The organism is Patulibacter sp. NPDC049589, assembly GCF_040675535.1.
Classification (GTDB): domain Bacteria; phylum Actinomycetota; class Thermoleophilia; order Solirubrobacterales; family Solirubrobacteraceae; genus Patulibacter.
This window is the reverse complement of record NZ_JBFAPC010000032.1, coordinates 1-15,599: the sequence shown is the minus strand read 5'-3', so window position 1 is coordinate 15,599 and position 15,599 is coordinate 1. Positions and strand designations below refer to the sequence as shown.

The 15,599-nt window shown below is 69.5% G+C and carries 19 protein-coding genes and 1 pseudogene; 3 read left to right on the top strand and 17 right to left on the bottom strand.

Features of this window, described 5'->3' with window-relative positions:
- The 8 genes from AB0L40_RS08415 to AB0L40_RS08380 form a co-directional block, all read right to left on the bottom strand.
- Nucleotides 1–348 carry a type II toxin-antitoxin system RelE/ParE family toxin gene (locus AB0L40_RS08415; RefSeq protein ID WP_364352121.1) on the bottom strand — a complete coding sequence of 116 codons (348 nt, stop codon included), beginning with the start codon at nt 346–348 and terminating at the stop codon, nt 1–3.
- 52 nt (nt 349–400) lie between these two features.
- Nucleotides 401–1,768: a tyrosine-type recombinase/integrase gene (locus AB0L40_RS08410; RefSeq protein ID WP_364352049.1), complete on the bottom strand. Its 1,368-nt coding sequence runs from the start codon at nt 1,766–1,768 to the stop codon at nt 401–403.
- Between the two features lie 425 nt (nt 1,769–2,193).
- On the bottom strand, nt 2,194–3,027 hold the full coding sequence (locus AB0L40_RS08405; protein WP_364352046.1) for a hypothetical protein: 834 nt from the start codon (nt 3,025–3,027) through the stop codon (nt 2,194–2,196).
- A gap of 205 nt (nt 3,028–3,232) precedes the next feature.
- The gene (locus AB0L40_RS08400) at nt 3,233–3,991 is read right to left on the bottom strand and encodes a hypothetical protein (RefSeq protein ID WP_364352043.1); all 759 of its coding nucleotides are present in this window, start codon (nt 3,989–3,991) and stop codon (nt 3,233–3,235) included.
- Nucleotides 3,988–4,557, bottom strand: a complete 570-nt coding sequence (locus AB0L40_RS08395) for a sigma-70 family RNA polymerase sigma factor (protein ID WP_364352040.1) — start codon at nt 4,555–4,557, stop codon at nt 3,988–3,990. The genes AB0L40_RS08400 and AB0L40_RS08395 overlap by 4 nt, the downstream gene beginning before the upstream one ends.
- 730 nt (nt 4,558–5,287) lie before the next feature.
- Entirely contained in the window at nt 5,288–5,695 is a 408-nt protein-coding gene (locus AB0L40_RS08390; protein ID WP_364352037.1) for a hypothetical protein, read from the bottom strand.
- A 6-nt stretch (nt 5,696–5,701) separates the two neighbouring features.
- On the bottom strand, nt 5,702–5,923 hold the full coding sequence (locus AB0L40_RS08385; protein ID WP_364352034.1) for a hypothetical protein: 222 nt from the start codon (nt 5,921–5,923) through the stop codon (nt 5,702–5,704).
- Nucleotides 5,883–6,353, bottom strand: a complete 471-nt coding sequence (locus tag AB0L40_RS08380; protein WP_364352031.1) for a hypothetical protein — start codon at nt 6,351–6,353, stop codon at nt 5,883–5,885. The genes AB0L40_RS08385 and AB0L40_RS08380 overlap by 41 nt, the downstream gene beginning before the upstream one ends.
- Before the next feature lie 554 nt (nt 6,354–6,907).
- Here AB0L40_RS08380 and AB0L40_RS08375 point away from each other — a divergent pair.
- Nucleotides 6,908–7,135, top strand: a complete 228-nt coding sequence (locus AB0L40_RS08375; protein ID WP_364352028.1) for an antitoxin — start codon at nt 6,908–6,910, stop codon at nt 7,133–7,135.
- 8 nt (nt 7,136–7,143) lie between these two features.
- Nucleotides 7,144–7,563, top strand: coding sequence for a type II toxin-antitoxin system VapC family toxin (locus tag AB0L40_RS08370; RefSeq protein WP_364352118.1), 420 nt, complete (start codon nt 7,144–7,146; stop codon nt 7,561–7,563).
- Nucleotide 7,564: 1 nt separating this feature from the next.
- On the opposite strand, the gene AB0L40_RS08365 is transcribed toward AB0L40_RS08370, so the two are convergent.
- The 5 genes from AB0L40_RS08365 to AB0L40_RS08345 form a co-directional block, all read right to left on the bottom strand.
- Nucleotides 7,565–7,795 carry a hypothetical protein gene (locus AB0L40_RS08365; RefSeq protein WP_364352025.1) on the bottom strand — a complete coding sequence of 77 codons (231 nt, stop codon included), beginning with the start codon at nt 7,793–7,795 and terminating at the stop codon, nt 7,565–7,567.
- Nucleotides 7,796–8,068: 273 nt separating this feature from the next.
- Complete coding sequence (locus AB0L40_RS08360) at nt 8,069–9,001, bottom strand: nucleoside hydrolase (protein ID WP_364352022.1); 933 nt, start codon at nt 8,999–9,001, stop codon at nt 8,069–8,071.
- A gap of 13 nt (nt 9,002–9,014) precedes the next feature.
- Nucleotides 9,015–9,251, bottom strand: a complete 237-nt coding sequence (locus AB0L40_RS08355; protein ID WP_364352019.1) for a tautomerase family protein — start codon at nt 9,249–9,251, stop codon at nt 9,015–9,017.
- A gap of 96 nt (nt 9,252–9,347) precedes the next feature.
- The gene (locus AB0L40_RS08350; protein WP_364352016.1) at nt 9,348–10,598 is read right to left on the bottom strand and encodes an amidohydrolase family protein; all 1,251 of its coding nucleotides are present in this window, start codon (nt 10,596–10,598) and stop codon (nt 9,348–9,350) included.
- Nucleotides 10,599–10,885: 287 nt separating this feature from the next.
- Nucleotides 10,886–11,902, bottom strand: a complete 1,017-nt coding sequence (locus AB0L40_RS08345; protein WP_364352115.1) for a LacI family DNA-binding transcriptional regulator — start codon at nt 11,900–11,902, stop codon at nt 10,886–10,888.
- 396 nt (nt 11,903–12,298) lie between these two features.
- Here AB0L40_RS08345 and AB0L40_RS08340 point away from each other — a divergent pair, with 396 nt between their 5' ends.
- On the top strand, nt 12,299–12,625 hold the full coding sequence (locus AB0L40_RS08340; protein ID WP_364352013.1) for an NIPSNAP family protein: 327 nt from the start codon (nt 12,299–12,301) through the stop codon (nt 12,623–12,625).
- A gap of 36 nt (nt 12,626–12,661) precedes the next feature.
- Here the strand turns inward: AB0L40_RS08340 and AB0L40_RS08335 are convergent, their stop codons facing one another.
- From AB0L40_RS08335 to AB0L40_RS08320, 4 genes and pseudogenes are all read right to left on the bottom strand, one after another.
- Nucleotides 12,662–13,282: a haloacid dehalogenase-like hydrolase gene (locus AB0L40_RS08335; protein ID WP_364352010.1), complete on the bottom strand. Its 621-nt coding sequence runs from the start codon at nt 13,280–13,282 to the stop codon at nt 12,662–12,664.
- Between the two features lie 10 nt (nt 13,283–13,292).
- A complete protein-coding gene (locus AB0L40_RS08330; RefSeq protein WP_364352007.1) occupies nt 13,293–14,411 on the bottom strand; it encodes an LLM class flavin-dependent oxidoreductase in 1,119 nt (372 codons plus the stop codon).
- 13 nt (nt 14,412–14,424) lie between these two features.
- On the bottom strand, nt 14,425–15,366 hold the full coding sequence (locus AB0L40_RS08325) for a ribokinase (RefSeq protein ID WP_364352004.1): 942 nt from the start codon (nt 15,364–15,366) through the stop codon (nt 14,425–14,427).
- A gap of 56 nt (nt 15,367–15,422) precedes the next feature.
- Nucleotides 15,423–15,599 (bottom strand): annotated as a pseudogene (locus AB0L40_RS08320) (ribose-phosphate diphosphokinase); the annotation flags it as partial.

The window sequence follows — 15,599 nt, the reverse complement described above, 5'->3', positions numbered from 1 at the left end:
TCACTCGTTCTTTTCGAGGTAGGTCAGGTAGTCGTCGTAGAGCGCGTCAGCGAGCGGGATGTTGCGCTCGTACCAGGCGGTCCAGGCGCCGGCCTTGTCGCCGCCGATTAGGAGGATCGCCTGGCGGACCGGATCGAAGGCGAACAGCACCCGGAGGTGCCCGCCAATCGACCGGAGCTCTTTCATGTTGTGGTGCGCGCTGGCTTTGATCCGGTCCGCGGCCGGCCTGCCGAGCGCGGGGCCGCGGGCTTCCAGGAGTTCAACGGACGCCATGATCGAGTCCCAGTCGTCGTCGCCGAGGCCGGCGAGCCACGCCTCGACCTCCGCGCTGAAGAGGACCGTCCACATCACGAGGCTACCGTAATGCTTGCATTACTGCAACGCATAGGTTTCGGGCGGATCACTTCCGCACGTCCGGCCCGAACGCGGCGTTGACAACGTCGATCGCCCGCTCGTCGGTCTTGCCCGACAGGTAGCGGTTCGTCGTGGACACGCGGGCGTGTCCGAGCACGTCGCGTGCGACAAGGATGCCGGCGCCCTGGGCGAGGATGGAGCCGGCGGCGTGCCGCAGTCCGTGGAGGCTAACGTCGCGCAGCCCTGCCTCCAGCCGTGCCGCCTTGTACCGCCGACGGATCGCCGACGTGTCGAGCAACCGCCCGATGCGGTTGACGAACACGTAGTCGTCGGGCGAGAGGAAGTGATCCCGTGCGCCGACGCGGTTGAGTGCCTCGACGGCTTGGCGGGGGATCGGGACGGTCCTGGGCCGCCAGGACTTCGGGGGCTTCTCGACGTTGGCCGACATGGCGCGTTGGACGTCGATGACTCCTCCGCGCCCGTCCGGGGTCAGCTGGATGTCGCTCCACTTCAGCGCGCGGGCCTCGCCGATGCGCAGGCCGCTGTAGAGGAGGACGCGGAAGAGCTCAGCGTCCTGCTCGTCGGCCTGGCGACAGAGGCGGGTCTCCTCGTCGGAGACGTCGACGTCGCGGCCCTTGTAGGTGAGAGTCGTGCGGTGCGCGCCGTTGGCGGCGGCGTCGGCGAGGAGCTCGACCTCGTGGGGCTCGTAGTAGTCGAGCTTGGCCGGCGGGAGCTCGCGGCGCTTGTCGGTGCCGGCGACGGGGTTGGCCGGGAGCCCGTAGATGTCGGTGCGCTGGCCATAGGCGAAGACGGCGTGCAGAACGTGGCGGTGCTTGTTGACGTTGCGCGGGGTGAGGCCTTCGCGGTCGAGGGCGCGGAGCCAGGTGGAGACCTGGCGCGGGGTGACGTCGAGGACGGAGTGGTCGCCGAAGGCCTTCATGATGCGGCCGGTCGTGCGGGTCCTGCCGCGCTTGGCGCGAAGGTTGGGATCACGAATGAGGAAGCCGTAGTCCTGGACGGTCGAGGCGCTGGCACCGCGGACGTCGCGCAGCCATTCGAGCCATTCGTGCGCGAGCTGCCGGACGGTGAGGTCGGCGGCGGCGCTGCGGTGCTCCTCGCGGGCGGCTTGGCGGGCGCGGTATCGGGCGATTGCGTCGGGGGCGGCGGCGTGGGCGCGGCGCTCGTCGAAGTAGCCCTCGGGGACCCTTCCCTTCCGCTTGACCCAGACGGGCCGTCCCTCCTCGTCGCTGCCGTCCTGATCGAGCCAGGCCTTGCCGATCCGCTGCTTCGCGGCGCGGGCTGCGCCGTCGCGCCGGGGCTCGTGCCAGACGGCCTCGTAGTACGGGACGGTGCCCTTCTTGCCCTTGAAGGCGGTGACGGTGATGGCGGGTGCGAGGTCGTCCGGACGGGCCATGAATCGACCGTAGCAATTTTTGCGTAGCGTTTTGCGTAGCGCCTCCTTTTGCGTAGCGTTTTGCGTAGCGGATGGAACGCATTCCCTGTTTGCAAAGGGCATCTGCTCGCACTGAACGACACGGAAATGACACCAGTTGCACCCGTTCCCCCTGCATGGCATGCAGGAGGTCGACGGTTCGAGCCCGTCTAGCTCCACCTCAGCGGTACACACGAAGGCCCCGGATTTCCGGGGCTTTCGTCGTCTTCGCAACGGCCGAGGGCCCGGAACACGGTATGGGGTTGCGACCCTGTAAGCGTCAAGATCGCTAGCTGTGGCTCTATGCCTTGCGGGCGCTGCGACAGAACGCAGAAGCGCACGGATGCACCGCCCGTGCCGGTCACGCTCGATAGGCGTCGCCAGCGCGTCCGTGCGTATCGCAGGTGCTAGCGGCGGCGGAGCTTGACCGTCTTGCGCGCGTAGGCGTGCGAGCCGTTGTCCAGTCGCGTCTCAACCTGCAGCACGACGGTGCGGTTGCCGCGGCCGAGGCGCTCGATGCCGGTCTTCGAGAGCCGGATGACGGCCTCGCGGCGCGAGCTGTACTTCGCCGGCAGCGACTTCAGGCCGAGCTGCCGGCCGTGGAGCTTCAGCGTGATGCGCCGGTCGGCCTTCGTCTTCAGGGCGTTCAGCGGGATCCGGATCGTGCCGCCCTTCGCGGCGGTCAGGTGCTTGGCCTTGGCGGGGATGGTGGTCTTCGGCGCGACGGGGCCGAGGAAGAACGTGGCGGAGCTGTACTCGAAGCCACCGTCGCGCTCACCGGTGGAGATCCGGACGACGTCCGGCTTGTACCCGACGAAGCCGGGGTCCGTGGCGGTCAGCGTCACGGCGGTTCGCTCGGCGTTGAACGTGATCGAGGTCGGCGCGCCGGGGGTCCCGGTGTAGGCGGTGCTGAAGTAGTCCGGGTTGGTCTGCGGCAGGTTGATGCGGTCGGGGTCCGTGTCTGCGACCCAGCCGAACGATCGTCCGCTGCCGTCGGGAGACAGCGACACGCGCAGCGCGCTGGCGACCGTCGCGGACTGCGCGGCGTCGAACGTCACCGTCGTCGTCCACACGCCCGTTGCGGGGTCGATCGATGACCTGGCGGACTTGATCTTCCCGCCAGTCGGGATTTTCGAGACCGTCGCGTGCCCGGAGCCGCTGGCCGTGATCGGCGCCGCGGTCGCGGTGGCGCCTCCGAACGCCCCCAGGGCGCAGACGGCGGAGACGGAGACGACCTGCAAGCGACGCAGGGAACGGGACGAGAGGGACACGGGGACTCCTGGTGTGGCGGTGTTGGACGAAACAGCAAACGCGGCGGCGGGGGGATCGGAGCGGTTCGTCGACGGATCGGTCGAGTCGCGTCCGGGGGCCGGTCGGGGGCGTCGAGGGATCATGGTCATCACTTTCGGGACGGGGGTTCGCGAACGCTGTCGGCGCTCAACGGGTTCAGCATGGGTTTGGCTCTTTGGGGCCGGTGACGCGCGTCTGGCCGTCGGGGCAGGTCCAGAACTTGACCTTGTCCTTCCCCGTGTCGGCGATCGCGAGGCGGCGATGCGCGCCGTCGGTGCCGGTGACGGTGACGACGGTCTTGGCGGGCAGGTCGCGGAGCGCCACGACGCCCTCCGAGGACGGGGTGACCGGCCGTGCGCGGCCACCGGGTCGCTTGGTGGTCGGTCGGGTGACGCCGTCGGGGAGCACGGCGACGAAGTCGCTGCCGAGGGTCAGCGATATTCCGATCCGGTCGAACTCCCGGTCAGTGGTGCAGCCGACTGCGCGCTCGACATCCGGGTGGTCGGTAGCGCGGTCCGGCACGCTGAGGCACCACACACCGTCGCCGTGCGCGAGGTAGATCTGGCCACCCAGTGCTGGAGCGGCCCATACCCGCCGTAGCCGCTCGACAGTCCCGATCCTGCCGACGAGGTCGCGCAGCGCGGGGAGTCGCCGCCCGTCGATCGGCGGGGTCCGGAGGATCGCCGCGGAGGCCTGCGCTCGCGACGGCCCCCCGGGGCCCGAGGACCCCAGGGACACGACGAACACCACCGCAAGCACCACCGCAACGGCAACGGCGATGGCCATCGGCCGGCGATGCCGGTGACGGCGCGGACGGTTCGCTGCGGCCTGCGCGGTGATCGCGGTGGTGATCGTTGCGTGGATTTCGGGAGCGATCACGCCGTCCGGCTCGTCGCGGGTGGGTCGGGTGCTCACCTGGGCCCCTCCAGCGTGGTGCGCAGACGCGCGAGGCCGCGGCTGACGCGTTGACGGACGGTCGCCTCCGGTATCCCGAGCTGGCGGGCGAGCTCGGCGTAGGGCTGCTCGTCGAGGACGAACGCCTGGACCGCGAGACGCTGCGTGTCGGGGAGCGCAGCGAGCGCCCGTGCGAGGACCGGCGTCGAGGCGTCTGCGTCGATCAGCGACTCGATCCGCTCGAGCGTCGCGTCGCTCATCGACGTCCGCTCCGCACCCAGCCGGCGACGCGCACGATCGTCGATCCGCTTGCGTCGCCAGGCCTCCAGCAGCAGATTCCGAGCGATCCCCAGCAGCCAGCCGATCGCCGGCGCACCATCGTCACGAAACCGCTCCGGCTGCATCAGCGCGGTCACGAACGTCTCCGCGGCAAGATCCGCCGTCATCTCCGGGTCGCGACTGCGCTTGGCCAGGTACGCCAGGACGACGGCCTCGTGTCGGCGATACAGCTCACCGAACGCGTCTGGATCAGACCGGGCGGCACGCAACAACTCGCCGTCGTTGCGGCTCGCCCAGGTCGAGGTCATCACCACTACGTTGCACTGCCCCCCAAACTTGTGACACCCGGCCGGGTGTGGTGTTCATGCCTCGGCACCAGGCATCACCGCACACCCCGAGGCCGCCACGTCGGGCACGCGACCGCTCAGGCGCTCGCCCCCACGAGTACCAGCATCACCGGCGTTCCGACCAATCGTGACCAAGCCCTGCCCCTCACACCCAGGGTGCCGACCCGCCGCTCCGACAGCTCACTGGACCGACTGGACCGAAACCCGGGGTCCTCCCCACTCGACAACGTCCTCCCGCGCCTCCTGCCGCCACAGCCGCTGGGCGGTCCGCCGGGCGCGGCGCCGCTCGGCAGCGGGAACGGAACAGCGGTCGCACGAGCAGCGCGTGAACGGGTTGCGCGTGAACGCGTTGACCGGCAGGTCGAACGGCCATCCGAACGGGTGGTCGTCGGGGCTCCGGCGCACGTCTTCCGGGTGGGCTGCGAAGCCGTTCCAGGAGGACCAGCGGTAGCGGGCGACGGCGGCGGACCATCGCGCGGCGGCGATGCGATCACGGTGGTGGCGGAGATGGCCGCGTCCGTGCTTACGCTGCGGACGCGGATGGGTGTGGCGAGGCACGTGTGGACTCCCGGTCGCGGTGGACCGGCGCGCCTGCGTCACCCGAAGGTCAGCGCAGGCGCCCCGGCATCTTCCGGGGAACGAGCGAGACGTGCACCATCACGAGCGAGCGTAGCGTGTGCGAGGCCGAGCCTCAGCCCTCGTCGGGGTACCGGCCGTGCAGGCGCTTGTGCGCCCGCTGGTAGACGCTGCGCGTACCGCGCCGGGGGTGACGCTCACCGAACGCCACGAACGTGAGGACCAACCGATCCTGCGAACGTCCCGGAACGAACACGAACCCGAACGGCCGCTCCGACGGCGGCCGATCACCGAGCGGCACGTACGCCTTCACCAGTCCGGCGAGACTCGTGCCGTCTGGGCCCTCCGCCTCGCACCGGCGCAGCACCGAGCGCTGGATGCCGCGTCGTTCGAGCGACGCGCGCTCCCGCTCAGCCGCCCGCCGCAGGACCGAGCCCAGCGCGTACCGCTCCACCTCCTCCCGCCACGTGCGCTCCGAGATCCGGACCGGGACCGACGTCGGCCGACCAGGCCGATCGGCCACGAGCTCCTACCCTTCGCCGTCGACCGGCAGATCGCCGAACTGCTCGTCGAACTCCCGAGCACTCAGCGGTCGCAGGCCCAGCTCGTCCTGGATCTCCGCGACCGTCCGGGTGATCACGGGCTCCAGCGCGACACCGTTCGACGGATCCGCCACCACGTCGTAGCGCCGAGCACCGATCTCGACAACATCACCGACGTGAACATCGAGCTTCTTGACCGCAACCGCCATGACCCCACCCTACCGCGCTCGACGAGCCGCCCGACTGGCTCAGCGCGGCGGTCACCGCGAGGGTGGCCATGTTGGACGCGGCGGCGACCTGCGCTCCGCCCTTATCGAAACGCATGACGTGACTGAGCTTGCCCTTGTCGCCGCGGACGAGGGCAAGGACGTTCCCTGACTTGTCGAAGAGCGGCTTACCCTTGGCGAGGTGCTCCATCGTCTCCGGGGCCAGCGAGACGATCCGACCGGAGTTCGCGCCCCGTAGGAACGTGTCGGTCGCCTTCAGGCCGCCGGCGGCCATTGCGTTGCGAGCGAGCTGCGGCACCGGGCCGGATCCGCTACCGGCCCGGCGGCGGCTGATGCCACTCTGGTCGAAGGCCGCAAGTGCGTCTTCCGGACCGAGGACGAGAGCCTGCCCGGTGTTGTTCGGCAAGGGCACGAGGACGACATCATCGGGGCCCGGCCCAACGGTGCGGGTCAGCGATCCCTCGGGGTTGTGGCGCGCGACGCTCCGAGCGCTTCTGAACCGGTCGCTCGCACTGGTCGGGCCCGACGACGCACGACCAGCGCGACGAAGACGACGGCGAGCGAAACAGCCAGGGCGATGAAGGTGCCGGTCATGCGAATTGACGTCCGTTTCGTGGAGGCGCGACGGGGCACGCGTTGGAAGACCTATCGGCAGCAGCGCGGCGACACGCAAGACCTGTCGTGGGCAGGCACGCGCACGCGCCGCGGCGAACCGCCTGACCTTGGTGGCGCCCGAGGATTCTCGACGGCGGGGCCCGCGGGAGCACCACAACGTCAGAGCGCCCCCTGACTCGACGATCCCGAGTTACGCACGGCCTACGAGCGCGAGCGCGCGGAGATCAATGCGATCATCAGCCGCCTCGAAGGAATACGCGAGGAGCAGCAGATCTCGAATGCAGAGCCGGCACGACCCCCGCGGTTGCCCGGACCGGTGATATCATCATTGCGATATCGGAGGTGGTACTCGTGGAGCAGATCCTGATCCGCAATCTTCCCGTCGGAACCAAGGCTGCGCTGAAGGCGCGGGCCGAACAGCACCGCCGGTCCGTCGAGGCCGAGGCGCGGGAGATCCTCGCCGACGTTCTCGAGCGTGAGCCGGTCACCATCGTGGATCTCCTCGGCACCGACGAGGGCCGGGACATCGAGTTCGAGCCCCAGCGCCTCGGGTTGACCGCGCGTACCCCTGATCTGTGACCCGGCCGATGCGGTACGTGCTGGATACCAACGTCGTATCCGCGCTTCGCGTCCGAGGACGCAACCCGCACGTCGAGGCCTGGGCGGCGGCGGTCCCCGTCGCCGACCAGTTCGTGTCGGCGATGACGATCGCCGAGATCGAACGCGGCGTCGTCGCCAAGGAACGATCCGATCCGTCCCAGGGCGAGATCCTTCGTCGATGGTTCGAAGACCGCGTGCTGCCGGCGTTCGCCGAACGCGTGCTGCCCTTCGACCTCAGCGCCGCGCGAATCCTGGCGACCTATCGCGTTCCCGAGCACGCTCCGCTCGACGACGCCCTCACGGCTGCCGTCGCCCAGGCCGCCGAGACGACCGTCGTCACGCGCAACACCCGACACTTCGAACCACTCGGCGTCACCTGCCTCAACCCATGGGAGCAGCACCGATAGCTCACGCCGCGCCGCCGAGAAGCGACCGCACCGTGCCCGCCGCCTCGGCGGCCAGGACGCCGTCAAGGTCCAGCTCGTCCTGAATCTCCGCGACCGTCTGGGTGATCACCGGCTCCAGCGCGACACCGCTCAACGGATCCGACACCACGTCGTAGCGCCAAGCACCGATCTCGACGACATCATCAACAGGAACGCCCAGAATCGCTGTGTATCGCCGGGGATCGCGGTCCAACGAGCAGCAGCCATCCGAGCAAGAACTGCCTGGAAATAAGCCGGTTTCATGACCCTGGTCGCCACGCGAGTCGGCGCATGGCATGCAGGAGGTCGACGGTTCGAGCCCGTCTAGCTCCACCTCAGCGGCAGTACCGGAACCCCCGTCGCCGACGGGGGTTCCGGCGTTTTCGGGCCTGCTCCGCGGCCGTCAGCGAGTCCCCTCGGGGGACGTCGCTAAACCGAGAGCAAGCCGGGTTGACCCCACTCCGGAGTGAACTCGACGCGGGAGCGACTACGCCCGCTCGCGCATGGATGCATAGAGCATCTCGAGGAAGTCGCTCCGCGACGCCTCAGTGACGACTCGGGCATTTGGTGCAGAGCCATGATCGGCAGCGGGAGCCACGACCATTCGGCCCCGGCCCGGGCCATCGTTGGTGTCGATCTCAACGTGCAGATGCTTGAGGTGCCTAGCGACCGACGAGTCGAGTGCGACGGCCATCGCGAGGGGGTCAGCCAGGTCCAGCCCGTCGGCCTTCGAGTTCGCACGCCCCCACTCCGCGACTGAACGACCGATCTCTGCGGAAAATTGGCCAAGAGGGCCGCATGCGCGGAGGCGCGTCAGGTCAGCGTCGCGCATCGTTGCGTACTGCCGCGAGAGGTCCCAACCCACGATCTCGAGCGGCAGCCCAGATCGCATCACGATCTCGGCGGCGTGCGGGTCGGCCCAAAAGTTGTATTCCGCGACTGGTGTGATGTTGCCTCGGCCGTCCGATGCGCCACCCATCACGACGCAGCGGCCGACGCGATAAGCCAGCTCGGGGTCGCGGAGAAGCGCGATCGCGATGTTCGTCAGGGGTCCGAGCGCGACAAGCGTGACGCCAGGGTGCTCGCGCGTGAGCCCGATGAGCGTGTCGCACGCATCACCAGGCTCAGCCTGCCGTCCCGTGAGATCGATGCCGACGTCGCCCATGCCGTCGTGACCGTGCACGTGCTGGGCGGTGGAAAGCGCGTGTAGCAGTGGCCGACGCACACCCTGATGGACCGGCACATCGGTGGCTCCGCACCGCTCCAGGACGTAGAGCGCGTTCTGCGTGGCCTGCTCGACGGGCACGTTGCCCGCAACGGTCAAGACCGCCGCGACCTCGACGCCAGGGGTGCGCAGTGCCATCACGAGTGCGACGGCGTCGTCGGACGCCGTATCGGTATCGACAACGATTCTGGTCACGACGCTGAGCCCATCACTCATACGTCGCCGCGGACTCGTCCACACCCTTCATGTCGCCGGGGCGCGTCATAGGCCGTCCACCGTGACCCCAGCGGGCGCGTTGGACGCCTTCGACGATCACCGTCGTGTCGGCGCCCGCCTCGGGACCGAGGACGGAGGACACCGCTTCGGTGAGTGCGGCGATCATGCGGTCGGGGAATTCGGGATCGACGAATCGGTCTTCGAACACCTTGAGTTCCAGGTAGGGCATGGCGGACCTCGTTCGGGTTGGGCTGTCAGCGCCGCGATGTCGCCGTCGCGGCCTTCGACGGGTGGGGCGGAAGAAGGAGTGAGGCGCGGACGGTCGTCACGCGACGCCGACGACCGTGCCGGCCTTGATGACGGAGTGGATGCCCCCCGGCCGGCGCAGGACGCCGATGTCCTGGAGGGGATCGCCGTCGACGACAATGACGTCCCCCTGGAGCCCGGGCGAGAGCGTCCCAACCTGATCGTCGATCGCCAGGAGCTCGGCCGCCGTCACCGTCGCGGTCGCCAGCGCCTGCTCGCACGACATGCCGTGCTCGACGTAGAGCTCGAGCTCGCGAGCGTGCTCCCCGAACGGGCACAGCGTGCCGGAGCTGTCGGTCCCCATGGCCACCGGAACCCCGACCCGGCACGCGATTGCGAAGGCCTCGAGCGCCCCGTCGTGGATGCCCCTGAGGTCGGCGACGCCCTCGGGCGTCAGCCCCCGCGCGGTCCCCTCGACCTTGCACCAGTCGTTGAAGGCGAGGGTGGGCACTAGGTAGGTCCCGCGCTCCTTCATCTCCACGGCGGTCTCCTCGTCCAGGAACGAGCCGTGCTCGATGCTGTCGACGCCGGCGGCCAGCGACCGGTGGATGCTCTCCAGCGACAAGGCGTGGCTGGCGACCTTCAGGTCGAGGTCGTGGGCCTCCTCGACGACCGCTGTGAGTTCGGCGACCGTGTAGTTCGGCGTGTGGGGCTCCTCGCCGTGTCCGGTCCCGCCGCCGGCCATGACCTTGATGAAGTCGGCTCCCAGGCGCGACTGCAGCCGGACGAGCTTGCGGCACTCGTCGACCCCATCGGCCGTGTCGAACTGGCGGCGGGCTGTGTAGGGCGGGTAGAAGAGGTCGCCGTGGCCACCGGTCATGGTGATCCACCACGGCGCGATGACGAGCCGCGGACCCGTGACGAGACCGGTGGCGATCATGTCGCGCAGCTCCAGCTCGCCGACGTCCCGGTGCCCCATGACCCGCAGCGTCGTGAAGCCCGCGGCGAGCGACCGCTCCGCATTGCGCAGACCGTGCAGCAGCTTCGTCGGGGGCGTCATCTGACCGCGGAAGACGTCGGAGGCGACGGGCCGGCTCTCGTCCGAGTTCGTGGTGAGGTGGACGTGCGCGTCGATGAGGCCGGGGAGCACGCGGCGCCCACCGGCGTCCAGGACGGGAACGCCGTCGGGAACGGACACCGCGTCGGGAGGCCCGACCGCCGAGATGACTCCGTCGACGATCAGCACGGTCCCGGCAGGCTCCTCCCGGCCGGGCCCGGCCCAGACGGCACCGCCGACGATGGCCAGCGTCCCGGCGGTCGTGCGGCCCACGCCGACCCCCGTCACCGGGCCGTCCTGAGACGCGTGCCGCAGGCGATCGGGCGTCGCCCGGCAGCGCAGGACCCGTCGCGAGCCATACCGGCGGAGATCGGCTGAAGACCGGGTGCGTTCGATGAGGACGGAGGACGGGTCAAGACATCCGGAGTTCTACTAGAAAGGATTCTATAAGTCCAGATCCAGCGAGCCCGTGCTTCGCGCGCGACACGCGATCGGTGGTTGCCGTCAGGGGCCCCCGCACAGTCGCGCGGCGGCGCACCGGCGCGCGACCCAGCGGCGGATCACGAACCCGGAGGCGGGGCCACAGACTCACGGATCCGCAGGGATGCGGCGAACAACGGCGGCTCGGGTTTCGCGGCGTCACCCTCGCCGGCGCGGTCCAGCTGGCCGAACAGCAGCCCCGCCGCCGCGTAGCCCATCTCCCGGGCGGGCTGACGGACCGTCGTCAGCGCCGGGGCGATCAGGCGCGCGATCGGGACGTCGTCGAAGCCGACGATGCTCAGATCCTGGGGAATCCGGAGCTTCGCCTCGCGGCAGTACTCGATCGCCCCGATCGCCATCTGGTCGTTCGCGCACAACAGCGCGGTGGGTCGGCTGTCGGCCGGCCCGGCGAGCAGCTCCTCGGCGAGCCGGTAACCGGACTCCTGGCGGTAGTCCCCCACGGCCACCGGCACCTCATCAGGGTCGAGCGATGCCGCCGCGATGGCCTCCCGGTACCCGGCCAGGCGCTGGTCTGCGGTCCACAGCACCGAAGGCCCACCGATGATCGCGACGCGCCGGTGTCCCTCGCTCAGAACGTATGCAGCGATCTCACGGGCACCGCGTCGTGAGTCTGCAACGACGGCTGGAAGGTCGAATCCCGGGATTCGCTCGTCGACGAGCACGACGGGACCGGCCTTCGCCAGCTCCAGGATGGAGCTCGCCGCGGCCCCCGCACCCGACAGGTAGATGACGCCGTCGAGTCGCTGCCCCTGCAGCAGTCGGGCGTGGATCGACTCGGGCCGGTCGGTCGCCTCGGGAGCACAGAGCACGACGAGGACGCCCCGCTCGGCCGCCGCTCGCTCGACCCCCTCGGCGATGAGCGCGAAAAACTGGTTGGTGAGGTCCGGGACGACGAGACCGATCGACGAGGTGGTCCGCCGCTTGAGGTTGCGTGCGGACTCGTTCGGCGTGTACTCGAGGACACGGACCGCGTCGAGCACGCGGGCGCGACGGGACGATGCGACGGGGCCGCTGTCGTTGAGCACGTAGCTCACCGTGCTGACCGACACGCCGGCGTGTCGCGCGACGTCCTTCATCGTCGGGCGGCGCGCGGTCCGGCTGCGCTCGGTCTGTTCCTCGTGGTTCGTGGTCATGTCTTCGACGTGTCGTCCCGTTCGCCCAGATGCGCCGACCGGCCGAGTGCCGGTGGCTCCCAGCGATCCGTCGAGGGTGCCGGTACGGACACCGCGACCCTGCGGAGAGCGCCGATTCGGCCCGTCGGGGTGGCTGGGCCCATGTGAATCTATTCTACTCCGCGCCTGCCGACCGCGTACTGGCTACTCACGTGGCGCCGCGGTGTGGATGATCGGCGATTCCGCCGCATACGGCCGAATGCTCGTTGGCCGACAGACGGCGGCCCCGTGTGTCGCCGCGACCAGTCTATAGAATCGTTTCTCTCAGTCACCTACTGCCACCCTCAGGAGTTCTGACCCATGCTGTACGAATTGCGCGAGTACGTCGCCGTCCCCGGACGGCTTCCGGCACTCATCGACCGGTTCAACGAGCTCACGATTCCGCTGTTCGCCAAGCACGGCATGGAGCTCGTGCAGATCGGCCGGACCGCAATCGGCGAGCACTCCTTCGGCGAGCTCGTGTACACGCTCCGGTTCGACGACGTCGCCGACATGGATGCCAAGTGGACGACGTTCATCCAGGATCCGGAGTGGGTCGACGGCGAGCGCGTGAGCGAGGCCGACGGGCCGCTCATCCAGACGTTGCGTCGTCGCCTGCTCGACCCTGGTCCCTTCGCGCACTCGTGATCCATCGGTAGCCGGGCGCGCGTCGCGTGCCCGGCGCTACGCCGTCGCGAGCTCTCGTCCCAGCGCATAGGCCTCGCGGAGGTCCGATCCTGAGTAGTGCGCCGCCGCGAGTGCCCGGATGGCGGGGGCCGCGTTCACGGCGACCGTGTGAGGCAGCCAGCGGAACAGTCCGATGTCCGAGCCCGAATCCCCGTACGCGACGCACTCCTCGGGAGCGAGCCCGAGCCGCGACAGGGCCTCCTCCGTGATCGTGACCTTCATCTCGGCCGAGAGCGTCGCGTCGTCGAGCACCGGGACGCCGATCTCGACGGCAGACCCGTAGGTCTCGTGGGCTCCCCAGGCCCGGAGCCGGTCGACGAAGAACGTCGGCGACTGGGAGATGACGATCGCCGTCTCGCCCCGGGCTCGGATGTCTGCGAAGACCGCGGCGACGCCCTCCATCCACCGCGCACCGTGGAACGCGGCGTCCAGATCTGCTTCGGTCGCCTCGCCGCAGATGTCGAGCAGGGTCTGCCAGAACTCGGTGTCGGTGACGGTCCCCGCGAGGAAGCGGGTCTCCACGTCCTCGCCCATCGCGAGCTTGTCGAAGTGTCGCGCCAGCTCGACGGTCGCGGCCCCCGTGAGGAGGGTCCCGTCCATGTCAAAGACGTGCAGCATCAGATCGGCACTACTGGATGCCCGCCGGATGCGCCGCGTCGGCGAAGGCCGGCAGGACCTCCTTGGCCATCATCTCCATGTTCCGGATGATCGCGCTGTTGGGCTGCCCCATGGCGATCAGGCAGACGAGGTGGTCGACGCCCATCGCCTCGTAGGTCTTGAAGCGCTCGATCATGCGAGCGGGCGTGCTCATGACCGGGTCGTCGTACTTCTCCCACAGACCCTCGGTCGAGACGGTCTCCTGCGCCGGGGCCATGCGCCCCCGTTCGACGACGACGGGCTCGCGTTCGTTCCGGACGGCCTGTCGCGACTCCCGGTTGGCGGCACTGGTGGCCTTCGAACCCGTGAGGGACAGGTAGTAGTTGTACTCGTTGACGACGTCGTCGAAGTATTCGAGCGCCTCCTCCTCGGTGCGACCGACCCACGTGTGACGCAGCACCATGACCTCGCCGCGCGGCAGACCGCTCTCCGCGACCGCCGCGTCGTAGGTCGACATCAGCTCCTGGAGGTCGCCGTGCGGCTCGAAGTTGCCGTAGTTCGGCGCCGTGATGAGGTTGAGACCCTGGGCGGCGACCTTCCGCACGCCGTCGACGCTCTGGGCACCCACGAACAGCTGCGGATGGGGGTCGGAGGCAGGGCGGGGCATGACCGTCGTCTTCGGGAACGAGAAGAACTTGCCGTCGTAGCTGACGTCCTCCTCGGTCCACACCTTGCGGATGATCTCCAGCGACTCCTCGTAGATGGCTCGGGCATCGGCCGGGTCGACGCCGATGCGGTGGAGCGGGTACGGGCTCCCTCCGCGGGCCACGCCGATGCCGACGCGACCGGGCGCCATGTGGTCGAGCATGGTCATGTCCGATGCGATGAGCAGCGGGTTGTAGTACGGGAGCACCACGATGCCCGGCATGATCCGCAGGCGCTTCGTGCGCTGGGCCGCGAGCGCACTGAACGTGAGCGACGAGGGGTTCGCGACGTAGTTCTGGAAGTGGTTCTCGTTGACGGTGATGCCCTCGAAGCCGAGCTCCTCGGCCGCGTCGACGATCTCGAGCATGTCGTTCAGGACGTCCGCCCACGGGCGCCTCGTGTCCTCGTAGAAGAAGGGGGCGGTCACCCAGAATTTGAGGGCCATGTCTGTTGCTCCTTTAGTGGTGCGGCTGGAGATTCATCGGCAGTTCTTCCGACAGCGACTCTGCGGTGGGCATACCGGCCCGGGCCCCCGGCTCGCGGACGGACATGCTGGCGGCGACGACCGCCGTTCGGACGGCCTGCAGGAGCGGGGTTCCGCCGGCCAGCTTCGCCGCCAGCACGCCGTTGAACGTGTCTCCGGCTCCTGTCGTGTCCCGCGCAGCCGTGGCCGGAGCGGGTACGCGCTCGATCTCGTTGTCGGGATGGGCGACGAGGGCGCCGTCGGCCCCGAGCGTGACGACCACGGGCGCTCCGGTTCGCGCCGCGAGCCGCACGGCCGGGTACGCCGGATCCGTGGCCGGGGCCCCGTGGTATCCGGCAACGAGCTGGTCCAGGAGCACGAGCTCGTGCTGGTTCGGGGTGAGGATCGGACCGCTGGAGAGCAGCTCGACGAGCCCCGGATACGGCGGGGCGCAGTTCAGCACGCAGATCACGCCGGCTGCAGCTGCGGCCTCGACCGCCGCTGCGACCGCCTCCGGGGCCACCTCGGTGCTGACGAGCAGGCAGTCCGTCCCGGCGAGCAGCTCGTCCAGCTCGGCGGCGATGTGGACCGCCTTCAGCGCCTGGCCGGCCCCGGGCGCGACGGCGATCTGGTTCTGTCCCTGCGCATCGACGACGATCAGCGCCGTCCCCGTTTGCGCATCGGGCAGGTGTCGGACCCGGTCGACGCGCACGCCGGCCGCCTCGAGGTCCGCCAGGCCGACCGCCGCGTGTTCGTCGTCGCCGACGGCGCCGAGCAGCGTCACCTCGGTACCGATGCGCCGGGCGGCGAGCGCCGCGTTCGCGCCCTTGCCGCCGCCGTGGGACACCAGTTCGGAGCCGACCACGGTGTCGCCGGGGCCGGGCAGCCGGTCCGCGGCCACGACGAGGTCGACATGGACCGCGCCGATGACCACCACGGTCGGCGTCCTCGCAGGGCCCGGCCCGTCTTTCATCTTCTCCGTAGGAGTCATCACTAGAAGAGCTGGTTCTCGCCCTGGAAGACCTCGGAGACCGAGTCGTCCGTGAAGATCGAGCGGATCGAGTCCGTCAGGAGGGCGGCGCAGGAGACGACGTGGACGTTGTCCGGGGCGCCGGCGCGCAGCGGGATCGTGTCGGTGACGACGATCTGCTCGAACGGGGCGGCGGCGAG